The organism is Haliscomenobacter sp. (genome assembly GCF_040403615.1).
In the GTDB taxonomy this organism is placed as follows: domain Bacteria; phylum Bacteroidota; class Bacteroidia; order Chitinophagales; family Saprospiraceae; genus Haliscomenobacter.
This window is the reverse complement of the sequence record NZ_JBBAKG010000033.1, coordinates 1-11,819: the sequence shown is the minus strand read 5'-3', so window position 1 is coordinate 11,819 and position 11,819 is coordinate 1. Positions and strand designations below refer to the sequence as shown.

General features: G+C 45.2%; 11 protein-coding genes. 3 read left to right on the top strand and 8 right to left on the bottom strand.

The window, feature by feature from the left end; genetic code table 11:
* Window positions 1-133 precede the first annotated feature (133 nt).
* Together ABW391_RS12510 and ABW391_RS12505 are read left to right on the top strand one after the other, a co-directional pair.
* Window positions 134-733, top strand: a complete 600-nt coding sequence (locus tag ABW391_RS12510; protein ID WP_353482212.1) for an RNA polymerase sigma factor — start codon at window positions 134-136, stop codon at window positions 731-733.
* A complete protein-coding gene (locus ABW391_RS12505; protein WP_353482211.1) occupies window positions 730-1,089 on the top strand; it encodes a hypothetical protein in 360 nt (119 codons plus the stop codon). Before ABW391_RS12510 ends, ABW391_RS12505 begins: the two co-directional genes overlap by 4 nt.
* A gap of 19 nt (window positions 1,090-1,108) precedes the next feature.
* Here the strand turns inward: ABW391_RS12505 and ABW391_RS12500 are convergent, their stop codons facing one another.
* Both ABW391_RS12500 and ABW391_RS12495 read right to left on the bottom strand, forming a co-directional pair.
* Entirely contained in the window at window positions 1,109-2,386 is a 1,278-nt protein-coding gene (locus ABW391_RS12500; protein ID WP_353482210.1) for a GNAT family N-acetyltransferase, read from the bottom strand.
* A 60-nt stretch (window positions 2,387-2,446) separates the two neighbouring features.
* Window positions 2,447-2,977: an inorganic diphosphatase gene (locus tag ABW391_RS12495; RefSeq protein WP_353482209.1), complete on the bottom strand. Its 531-nt coding sequence runs from the start codon at window positions 2,975-2,977 to the stop codon at window positions 2,447-2,449.
* Between the two features lie 162 nt (window positions 2,978-3,139).
* Between ABW391_RS12495 and ABW391_RS12490 the strand changes: the two genes are divergently transcribed.
* Window positions 3,140-4,558 (top strand): c-type cytochrome, encoded by a 1,419-nt coding sequence (locus ABW391_RS12490; protein WP_353482208.1) that lies wholly within the window; start codon window positions 3,140-3,142, stop codon window positions 4,556-4,558.
* Between the two features lie 15 nt (window positions 4,559-4,573).
* On the opposite strand, the gene ABW391_RS12485 is transcribed toward ABW391_RS12490, so the two are convergent.
* The 6 genes from ABW391_RS12485 to ABW391_RS12460 form a co-directional block, all read right to left on the bottom strand.
* A complete protein-coding gene (locus tag ABW391_RS12485; RefSeq protein WP_353482207.1) occupies window positions 4,574-5,308 on the bottom strand; it encodes a (Fe-S)-binding protein in 735 nt (244 codons plus the stop codon).
* A 76-nt stretch (window positions 5,309-5,384) separates the two neighbouring features.
* Window positions 5,385-7,940, bottom strand: a complete 2,556-nt coding sequence (locus ABW391_RS12480) for a T9SS type A sorting domain-containing protein (protein WP_353482206.1) — start codon at window positions 7,938-7,940, stop codon at window positions 5,385-5,387.
* A 55-nt stretch (window positions 7,941-7,995) separates the two neighbouring features.
* Window positions 7,996-8,532 (bottom strand): acyl-CoA thioesterase, encoded by a 537-nt coding sequence (locus ABW391_RS12475; RefSeq protein ID WP_353482205.1) that lies wholly within the window; start codon window positions 8,530-8,532, stop codon window positions 7,996-7,998.
* 52 nt (window positions 8,533-8,584) lie between these two features.
* A complete protein-coding gene (locus ABW391_RS12470; protein WP_353482204.1) occupies window positions 8,585-8,980 on the bottom strand; it encodes a hypothetical protein in 396 nt (131 codons plus the stop codon).
* Window positions 8,977-9,711 carry a lipoyl(octanoyl) transferase LipB gene (lipB, locus tag ABW391_RS12465; protein ID WP_353482203.1) on the bottom strand — a complete coding sequence of 245 codons (735 nt, stop codon included), beginning with the start codon at window positions 9,709-9,711 and terminating at the stop codon, window positions 8,977-8,979. Before lipB ends, ABW391_RS12470 begins: the two co-directional genes overlap by 4 nt.
* Window positions 9,712-9,800: 89 nt before the next feature.
* Window positions 9,801-11,819: HD family phosphohydrolase (locus ABW391_RS12460; RefSeq protein ID WP_353482202.1), on the bottom strand; the 2,019-nt coding region annotated here is incomplete at its 5' end.

Sequence of the window (11,819 nt, the reverse complement as noted above, 5' to 3'; positions counted from 1 at the left end):
ATAAAAAGTTTGTAAAAATAATAAATTAAAAAATAAATGTCAAATATTTTTTTCGGTTGTTCACGCCAAAAAACATCTTAAATTGCATCAACGTATTAGACACACCCAATCTTCCTTGGCTAAATAGCTTTTTGTGAGTGAAAAAGATTTGATCAATGCCTGCCGACAAAGGGATCGCAGGGCTCAGCAAGCCCTTTACGACCGTTTTTCGCCAAACATGTTTGGGGTCTGTAGGCGTTATGTCAAAAGCTTGGAAGATGCAGAAGATGTGCTGGTTGAAGCTTTTTTCAAAGTCCTGACCAATATTGAGCAGTACAAAGGAGAAGGCAGTTTCGAGGGGTGGATACGACGGGTAGTGGTCAATGAATCGTTGATGGCGCTGCGCAAAAGAGTCAACTTCAGCCAACCCCTTGAATTGAAGGACATCGATGTACCCGTGACGACCTCGGTCTTGCAAGAGCTGGTGGCCAAAGACATTCTGAATTTGATCGAACTGCTGCCAATTGGCTACCGAACTGTGTTTAACCTGTACGTGATGGAAGGCTACAAGCACCGCGAAATTGCCCAAATTATGGGCATCAGCATCAATACCTCCAAATCGCAACTGATTTTGGCCAAAAAGCGCTTAAAGAGTCTTTTGGAGCAAATCCGCTATCCGGGCATTGAATTGTTTGACATTGAAGAAGAGGAAGAAGAAGTGGATGCCCCGGAGAAAATAACCACCAAGCCATGAACCAGAATAAAGATCTTGGCGAGTTGTTTCGGCAACAAACCTATCATACTCAAGACCTGCCTAGACTCAACGTTTGGAAACGCCTGCAACGACGCTTAGACAGCTATGACCGCTGGCATAAAATGTCTCAGCGGATTTCAATACAAATGGTTTTAGTCTTGTTGCTGCTGATTGCATTTGTGGGGCCAACCCTGATTTTTATTTCTATTGAGCAGCAAAAACAGGCTGAATTGCGCAATCCACCCGTGATTTTACAGATTTTGTCCCCCAACGATACCTTGCCAGAAACCCGTAAATTCCTTCAACTGCATACTGGCAAACCAGGAGACACCATTCTGTTTGAGTGGAAAAATTGAGCAGATCGGGTGTTTTTGATCATTCCTCCCGAAAAGGATGTCGAGGTGTCCATTCCTCTTTGGGGTCTCCAAATCGAACGGTAGCAGGCAACAACCGATTCAAGAACGGATTGGTATGTTTCATGTAAATGTAAGTTTTGTGTGCCACTGCGCCTACCGAGCTTTTGATCTCTAAAGCAGTACGGGCGAAACTGATTTTCTTACAATGATTTTCCAGTGCCTGTTCGATCATTTTGTACAGCATGCAAAGGTATAGTTGATGCTCGCGATTGGCCTGGGCATCAAATCCCAGGAAATTGGCTTCCAGTTCTTTGCCATTGCGAATGGTTGTAAAAAAGCCCAACAATCGATCTTTCTCAAAACAAGCAGTGAGGCAAAAATCAGCTCCCAATTGTTGTTTAAGTTGAATAAAATAATCCTTGCCAGCCCACATCATATTGAAATCGGCTTGGTCTACTACGGCATAATGCAGCGCAATGAGATCCTCATTGAACAATTCTATTTGGCGAAGATCCAATTCTCGAAAAATCACGCCACTGGCTTTTTTTAGCGCCCTGCGTGCCCGAACCCGGTACTTGGAACTCATGGCGTTGAGGTAATCGTCCATCGTTTTCCAGTGACTGGGCAATTCCATGATCATACTGGGCTGGAAATTGATGGCATGAAAGCCCGCTTTTTCCATGGCAGTTTCATGTTCCAGCCAGTCTCTGCCCATCATGATCTGGATTTTTTCCTGATGGGCCAGACTGGTCATCACTGCCAGGGTTGCAGCTTTGAGGGTTGGCAGTTCATTTTCAGGTACATCCCACCATTGGTTGTATTTTCCGGTCAGGAACATGTTGCCCCAAATCAGAAAATTGTATTTGCCCCACCGGGCGATCAGCAGTTTTATTTGATCCCAAAATCCCTTTATTTCGCCCATTCTCAAAAATCGAATGCTGTGTTCCGCATCGACGTTCAAAAGTTGCAAGGTAATGCCAGCAATGGCTTTTCCTTCTTTGAGCGCGAGGAGGTAGCGAAATCCCAGGCCTTCCGTTTTGGAATCTTCCAGGGCTTTCAAGTATTTGCTTTGCAAGAAGAGGTTGTCGTCTCCTTCCCAATATTCCCTGATCTGATCGATTCGATTGGCATAAATCCATTCATAGCCTTCAACCGCGATTTTTTTGCCAATGGGAAAACTTACCTTTTTGGCAAAGCGAAATGGACTTAGTAAACTATGGATCGAACATCGACGAGATTCCTCCACGGCACTGGTAGTTAGTGGCGATTGATTCAGGTGATTTTGGTTATCGAGCATACAAACCAGTGATTTTGAGCGAGAATGTTGCAGGGTTCAAGGAATCTTATACTTACAGACTTATAGTGTCCATTTTTCGATTTCAGCCAGGGCAGATTGTTCATCTTCCCACCCCAAAATCTGGACAGTTCCGTATCCCTGGTAGTATTCAAACCAGGTTTCAATAATGGTTTTGGCAGCACTGTATGCTAACAAAAATTGTTCAAAGTTGGTTGCGTTGATCACGCGCAAAGCCGGATCTGCTGGAACCCCAATGATTTTGGTATCGTTTTCGCCCTCATCAATCATCTTCAAAACGGCAATCGGTATGAATTCCTGAACTGTGCCAACTGGTACGGTTTCTCCAATGATGATCACATCCAATGCATCGCCGTCGCCACCGCGGGCTTCATCCATGAGGGTAGAAGGGATGAAACCATAATTGCCAGGGTAGGGTAAAAAATTGACTACGCGAGGCACGCCATTCATCAGTTCTGCGACAAACTGACCGTCGGGTTGAATTTCAAGTTTACGGTTGGTTCCTGCCGGTACTTCAATAATGGCATTGAAGCCCATTTCACCCCTTACTGGGAGTTTTTTTAAATTGATCATAGCACAAATGGTTGGTAGCTTCCGATTTTGTGAACAATAGTACAGAAAATTCGGGTAAGCATTAGGAAGTTGTACGAAAATCCCGTGCATAAATTAAAGAAAGCAAAAACATTCGGAATATTGCTTTGTTTTGAAACGTGTCAAATGCCAAACCCAATTCCGATGAATACCAAACGCCATTTTTTGTTGTTTTCTTTTGTTGCGCTTCTCATCTTGAGTTATGTCAAGAATGATTCGATACAACCAACTGATCCTGAAACTCCTTTTGGCACCAGTGCATTGCCAGTCAATGTGCAACCTCAAACCGGAGATGGGCAGCAAGGATGGGATTATTTGCGCACGGGTGATTTTATTGGAGGAGGAATTCCACAGGGTTTTTTCACTTCATTCAAATCAAATTTGAGCGACGAAAATTTGTTGCAGCGGGAAGGCATCAATGCCAAATTGCCACCTGGGTTCAATGCATTTGCCATGCCTTCTGGCGTGCAAGTCGTGGGTGGAATAACCTGTTTTGGATGCCATTCGGGCAAAGTAAATGGACAATACATCCCAGGATTGGGCAATAGCTTATTGGATTTTACCAAAAACAATGCTGGCTTATTCAAATTGGTGGAATTTGGCATTCGCAACAAGTATGGCAAGCAATCTCCCGAGTGGGACGCATTTGAATCCTTTGGAAGAGGGGGGAAGGCCACCATTCCCTACACCATTATGCCATTCAAAGGCATTAATCCTGCCTTTGCCTTGGAGCAAGCCAGTGTGGCACACCGCAAAACGGTGGATTTGAGTTGGAATGGCGATCAAACTGCCTATCCAATTCCCGATGAATCGATTGGTTCGGATGTGCCGCCACTTTGGTTGGCTAAGAAAAAATATGCTTTGTACTACAATGGCATGGGGCGGGGAGATTTTACCAAATTGCTGATGCAAGTGGCGGTGGTCGCAGTAGAAGATACCATCAATGCCCGGCGGATCAACAACAACTTTAAGGACGTGATGGCCTGGTTGCAGCAGTTGAAAGCCCCTAAATATCCAGGCAATATTGATCCTGCTTTGTCGGCGCAAGGCAAAATGATTTTTACCAAATATTGTCAGTCTTGTCATGGCAAATACGGCACTGAAGAATCTTTTCCCAACCTTTTGGTTCAAATAGACCGTGTAGGTACGGATTCAGCTTACGCGAATTACTTTATGCAAAACATCGCTTTTAGCAATTGGTACAACGAAAGTTGGTATGGGAAATCAGCTCCCCGTTCAGAAGCACGACCTTCTCGGGGTTATGTAGCGCCACCACTGGATGGAATCTGGGCCACGGCACCCTATTTGCACAATGGGTCAGTGCCTAATCTTGAAGACCTACTCAATAGTGCTCAAAGGCCAAAATTCTGGCGGCGCAGTTTTGAAGACCAGGACTACGATTTGGAGAAGATGGGTTGGAAATACAGCGTCGAAAAGGGAGACAAAGACAAACAGACCTACAACACAACCATTGTTGGATATGGCAATGGAGGCCATACTTTCAGCGACAGACTGAGTGCAGAAGAGCGTCGGGTGTTGTTGGAATATTTGAAAGAGCTGTAATCAAAAAAACAGCTATTATACCCCATTCAAAATCTCGGCAAGGTGAATAATTTTCACTTTGCTGTTGCTACGTTTCAAAATGCCTTCCAGGTGCATCAGGCAGGACATATCCGCCCCGGTGATGTATTCGGCACCGTGGTTGAGGTGGTCGGCTACGCGGTCTTTTCCCATTTTTACCGAGACTGCTTCTTCCATAACGCTGAAGGTGCCACCGAAACCACAGCATTCGTCCGTTCTGGTCAAAGGAATCAATTCCAACCCTTTAACATTTCTGAGCAATTGTGCTGGTTTGGAAAATGGCGCGGCCATCAATTCTGACATTTGGGACAAACCCAATCCCCGCTGCCCGTGGCAGCTTTGGTGAAACCCAACGCGGTGCGGAAAGGATGCTTCCAAGGATTCTACTTTCAATACATCGGTCAAAAACTCACAAAGTTCAAAAACTTTTCCTCGTAAAGCAGTAGCCTCGGTTTCTTTTTGCTCGTCGTGCAGGTGTTCTTTGAGGTGCAAGATGCAACTGCCCGTAGGCCCAACCACATAATCGTATTCTGCAAAGTTGTTGATGAATAAGGTGTTGCAGTCTTTGCTCAAATGCTCAAATCCGCTGTTGGCCATAGGCTGACCACAGCAGGTTTGATTCAATGGAAAACCAACTGTACATCCCAGTTTTTCTAACAACTGCAAGGTTGCAATTCCTACTTTGGGATAGAATTGGTCAACGTAACAAGGAATAAATAATCCAACTTTCATTGTCGTTTTCGTTCAGGTTATAATCTCTAAAAATAAGCACAATAAAACCAATTGCCACCCTGTACCCTTCTGGAAATTAAATTTTGATCAACTTTCGGCTGATTTGTCGGTGTCCATCAGAAAGTTGTAACCAATAAATGCCTTTGTTCCAATGGCTGGTACTCAATTGTACTTGTGGCACCGAACCCATCCCAAGCGACTGCCCGAAAATGACTTTTCCTTGGGTATCAAAAACCTTGAGAATCCAATGGGATTTCGGATCAGGAGCCTCCCAATCGAGGCTTAACGTGGTGCTGAAAGGCTGTGGATAAACTTTTAACAAATGATCAGGCACAGTTGCCAGCTTGGTCGAAGTGACATTTCCATTGAGTAATTTTCGCAATGGAAATGCATAAATAGACTTGCCGTGGGTACCTACAATCAATTCATTTTTGGCTACATTCCAGGCCAGGGAATAAGCGGCAATGATGGGCATATTGGTGCCTAGGCGGTTCCAGTTTTTACCAAAATTGGTACTGGCATAAACGCCGCCATCGTTGGCCACAAAAAGAATGGAGTCTTGGTGGCCGGGCAATACGATAAAATCATTGATGGCCAGTGGTGGCAAATCACCGGCAATGGAAGTCCAGGTTTTGCCCAGGTTGCGGCTCATACGCAATTGCGCCTGGTTGTCATTGTCTTTATACCCGGAATGACTGACGTAAAGCGTACTGGCATTGCTGGGCGAGGTTTTGACCGCAGTAACATAGCGTTCAGGCAATGTAGCATCTATACGGTTCCATTGGTTTCCCAGATCGTTGGTTTGCCACACATTCCCGTCGGTGGTGCCTGCCATAAGGAGGTCTGGGTTCAACGGTGATTCATGTAAGCAGGAAATGGTGTGGAAATTGCGGCCATAAATATTGCCATCGGTTAAATCGGGGCTGATGGGTCGCCAAAGCGGACTGGTTCCTGTGCTGTTTTGGTATATCCGCTGTGTGCCCGTATACAAAATTTCCGGGTCATGCGGGCTAATGATCAAAGGCGCATCCCAATTGACCCGCTCGGTGCGGTCAATCCCTACCAGGGCCAGTTGGAAATAGGAGCCTCCATTGGTGCTTACCCGCAAAGTCCCGTTTTGGGTTTGTGCCCAAACCACCTGGGCGTCAATTGGATTAAAGCGCATTTGAAATCCATCCCCCCCTTCCATGCGTTGCCAGTTCTGATTTACATCTGAGCCGCTTACTGTTCCATGATCTTGGGTACCTCCGTAATAACGATTGGGATTGTGCGGATTGTAGTCGATGCGGTAAAACTGGGTAGTTGGAATGGACTCGATGTCTATCCAGGTAGAGCCGCCGTCGGTGCTTTTGTCGATGCCGCCATCGCTGCCCAATAATAGGTCTCCAGAAGGTGTATACACGAGGGCATGCTTGTCTGAGTGGACTTCGCCGTCCCCTTGAGGAATCCAGCTGCGCCCTCCATCACTGGTTTTCCAGAGAGAAATACTGAGCAAATAAAGTTCCAGCGGATTTTTTGGATTCACTGCGATTTTTCCAAAATACCATCCAAACCCTCCCAAAACGGTGCTGGGCAAATTTGATTTACCCGGAAGAATCAGGGGCTCCCAGGTATTTCCATCATCCGAAGTACGGAAAATGTTTTCCAATTCTGCGGTGTCGTCGTTGTACATGGCAAAAACATGATTTGGCGTACCTGAATAAAAAGCCAATCCAATTCTGCCCATGTTGCCAGTGGGCAATCCTCCGGTCAATTTTGTCCAGGATTGACCACTATTGGTGCTTTTGTAAATAGCGGCATCGGGGCCGGAGATCATGGATTCCCGATTGTTGCGGATGCGGTTCCAGGCGGCGGCGTACAGGGTGCTGGGATTTTTGGGGTCTATTACCAGATCGATGATGCCCGCTTGTTCGCTTACGAATAGACTTTGTTTCCAGGTGAGTCCGCCATCTGTGGTACTGTACAATCCGCGTTGGCGGTTGCGTTCAAAAGGCAAACCCATTGTACCTACATGGATGCGCTGGGGATTGCTGGGATCGATGACAATTTTGGAAATGATGCGGGTTTCTGCCAAGCCAATTCTACTCCAGCTTTGCCCGCCATTGACGGAACGGTACAATCCATCTCCCAAAAAAGGATAACCAGTAATGTTGGGATCTCCGGTACCTACATAAACGATTTCAGGATTGCTGGGGTCAATGGCAATTGCGCCGATCGCCAGGTAAGCCCGATCGTCAAAAATAGGCGACCAGGTAAGTCCGCCATCTTTGGTTTTGTACACTCCGCCACAGGAAAACCCTGCATAAATGATTTTTTCATTGGTAGGATGAACCGCGAGGGTATTGACGCGTGCTCCAATATTTCCAGGGCCTTTCGCGCTCCATAATTCGCTAAATCCAGGAGGAAGACCTTCTCTTAAATTCATTTGCGCGCTGGCCTCGGCCAGGGCAGCCTTGTAGCTTTTTTCTGAAAAGGTACCATCTGGATAGGCCCTTTGCAGATAGAAATGGTCGGCAGGAGCTTGTTTGTGGTCAATACTGGCCTGCCAGGGTTCGGATTGTGTACTGGGTTGACAAGACCAAATGGCCAGTAAGCAATAGAATGCTAAACTAAGGTGGTATCGATTTGACACAGATTCAGGGATTATAGATTTGTTAGGAATGTTCTATGGAACTTTAAAATAAAGCTTATTTCGTAGAAATTTGTTTAAAATATTCCCTCAAATCGGTTGCGTCTTCTGGTTTCATTCTTCCACTAAGGATAAGTCGAAGTTCTCGGCGGCGTGGCGCACTATCGTACCTTTGCTGTTCGATTTCAGTGAGCGGAGTAAGCGGAGGAATGTGGATGGGACTTCCATTGGAATCGTCAAGCGCAACGAAACTGTAATAGGCATGGTTGCAGCGGCGGGCGTTTTGCCCTTTGATATCGGCAGCAAAAACCTCAACATATACTTCCAACGAGCTGTTAAACGCGCGCGTAACGGTCGCTTCCAGGGTTACCACATCTCCAACTTTGATAGGGCGTTGAAACGACACATGATCCACAGAGGCAGTTACAACATGTCGTTCACAATGCTTTCCAGCGCAAATTGCACTTACAATGTCCATCCAACGCAACAAATTTCCGCCCATCAAATTGCCCATTGGATTGGCATCATTGGGCATGACCATTTCGGTCATTACTGATCGGGATTCGGAGACACGCTTGGGTTCCAAGGTTTGCATGGGAAGTATTGTTTTTACCGGTTTTACAGGGGGTACTTGTAAGATGCTTTTTCTAACGAATCATCACGCCTTTCTTTTCAACAAAGGGGATGGTGGTAAAGTGATCTTTGGATATACTGCCGTGCACAAAAATGTACTTCTTGTCGTACATCAATTCTTGGTACACAAAGCTGACCCAATATTCGTTGGCCAAAGAGAACAATTTATCCTGAATTGGTTCGATCAAAGTACAGGATTCTCCGGGAATTTCTTCAAAAAAATGCCTTAAAGTTGTCGTTTTTACGTTTTCTCCTTCAATTTCTCCATAGCCATTGGAGTTGACCAGGACACAAGTTAGTGGGGCTTGTTTGAAATTCAGCAAATACACATCCCATAGGTCTTCGTCGCTACCAGGTACAATGGCAATCGCCAGGTCTTCTACTTTGGGGATTAAAATGTCTTTTTTCATTCCATGGTGTTTACGGGCATCGCAAATTCAAAACCAAAAACCTGCGCAAAATGCTGCTTCAGGCTTTGCTTAACTGCTTCGATGTCTTGTTCCTCCCCCAGTTCTAGTTCCAAGGAAGTAACTGCTTTATCTTCATCTACGATTCCACAGGGAATAATATGCTTAAAGTGATCCAGATTGGTATTGATGTTGAAAGCAAATCCATGCATGGTTACCCAACGGCTCAGGTGTACCCCAATGGCGCAAATTTTGCGCAAGGGTTTCGCCTCGGTGGCTTCCAGCCAAACCCCGGTGTATTTTTCAACCCGCATTCCTTTTAGCCCATAATTTGCCAGGGTGAGGATGACCGCCTCCTCCAAAGTCCGTACGTAACGGTGGACATCAGTAAAAAAACAGTCCAGGTCAAAAATGGGGTAACCTACAATTTGGCCAGGCCCATGGTAAGTGATGTCACCCCCACGGTTGATTTTAAAAAACTCAAAGCCAGCTTTTTGTAAAGAAATTTCATCCAGCAATAGATTGCTCAAGGAACCACTTTTGCCCAGGGTGTATACGGGCGGATGTTCACAAAACAACAGGTAATGCAATCCAGCTGTATTTTCAGACAAGGGAAGGGAACCATTGCGTAAAGCAAGTTTTCGCTCTACAATCTCGCTGTGAACTTGCGTTTGGAAGTCCCAGGCCTCCTGATAGGACATGCGTCCCAGATCTTTAAAAATTACCTGTTCCATACCCTGTAAAAAATGTGGCGCAAAGGTAATATTCTAGGTGAATAAATTCCAGTATTTTTTTGCCATTCTTATTGAAGATCAATTGAATGTTATTTTTCGACCGGATATTCAATCCTTGAATGGTAAACTGAACGCAGGATTTGAAGAAAAACCCCTTTGCATTTTTCAAGATCGCTAAAAGTCAACGCAGAGTCTTCCAATTGAGCATGACTCAATTTGCCTGCAATGATGCGCTCGATCAGCGCCTTGATGTCTTGTGGCGAGGGATTTTTCAGGGTAGCTTTGGCAGCGGCTTCTATGGAGTCGGCCAGCATCAGAATGCTTTCTTCCTTAGTGCGGGGTTTGGGACCAGGATAAGAGAAGTCTGCTTCAGACACTTCTATTTCTGGATTTAGCGCAATTTCTTTTCGGTAAAAATATTCCACCAAAGTAGTACCGTGGTGGGTAAGAATAAATTCAATTAAAATTTTGGGTAAACGGTACTGCTTAGCAATCTCCACCCCTTGAGCTACATGGTTGATGATGATACGCGCACTTTCTCGGTAAGGCAATTGGTTGTGTGGGTTGGTTCCGCCCTGGTTTTCGATGAAGTACTCTGGTTGTACTGTTTTGCCGATGTCGTGATACAAGGCGGCAACGCGTACCAGCAGGTGATTTGCTCCAATGCGACGCGCTGCTGCCTCGGCAAGATTGGCTACCTGCAAGGAATGTTGAAGGGTACCTGGGGCTTGAAGTGCCAATCGTTGCAGGAGTGGCCGGTTCAGATCCGACAATTCTGCAAGTGCCATCGAGGAGGTGAACCCAAACAGGCGTTCCAGCAAGGGAATCAAAGGATTGGCCAGCAACGTCAAAAATGTACTCAGGAAAATCCAGTTGAACATCGTCAAATCAATGCCCTGAAAACGGCCTTGCTGCACCAAACTCAAGCCAACAAAGCCCAGGCAGTAGGCCATGAATATATAAAAAATGGTAAAAAAGTATTGGTTCCAGTCCCTGGTATCCACATTGGTCAACAAGATAACTACGCCAATCAATAGTTGCAAAAAAGCAAATTCAAATCCAGAAGAAGACAGGAAAGTTGCCAACAATACGATCATCAAGTGGGTAAACAAAGCCATCCACTTGTCGTAAAAGGTTTTGACCAAGATCGGTACAATGCCAAATGGAATGATGTATATGCTCAGGGCGTCGATGCGTGTAATGATGTACACCAAATAGGCAAACAAGGGAAACCAGCTAAAAAGGAACACCAGTTCATACCAGTTTTCAAACAAAGGACGGCAAAACAAAAACAAAAAACCAGCAAACAGACCTACAACCAAGCCCGTTAACACAAAATACCCGAGGTAAATGCCGGAACTGCGCTGAATAATCTCGTTTTCGTAATGCTCTTTCAGGCTTTCCAGTTTGAGGTGAACGGTTTCACTGACCAGGCCAAAACGAGGGACAACTAATTCTCCTTTTCGCACCATGCCACTGAATTTGACCACCTTACTCAACATTTCATTCTGGGCTAATTCAGAGTTTATTTTATCGTAAAAAATATTGGGGCTAACACATTCAGTAAGAATTGCATAAAGAAAATCAGCATCAGGCAGGCCACTTTTTTGAAGGGTATCGGAAATCGCTGCTTTGGCTGTCAATATGGTAAATAAATTGGAAAGGGTTTTTTCTTGAAAAGTACTGCTGGCCAAAACATGGATCACAAAATTATTGTTTTTGCCTAAGTGATTTTGATCAAGTTGGATTACCCCCTGGAGGTAAGTATTTTGAAGGTATTTGACGCCAAAATTGTGGTACAAATTGGGATTGCGCCGTACATCATTGAACTGTCCTTTTTCCAGGTTTTTCAATTGCCGGGTAAATCGCGCATCAAATTTGCGCAAGCTGATTACTTCTACACTGTCGTTGATGCGGTAGAATGGCGAAAAATCTGCAACGAGGGCTTTGATCTCGGCATTGAGTGCCTTTTCAGGCTTTTTGATGGAAAAATTAAATGGGGCTACCAGGTCTTCGTAATTCCAAATTTGACCCTGTTCATAGCTGTACTTGAATCGGGTATGGGTCGGAAACAAAAAACTGATGAAGACGATGATGCCTCCAATGAA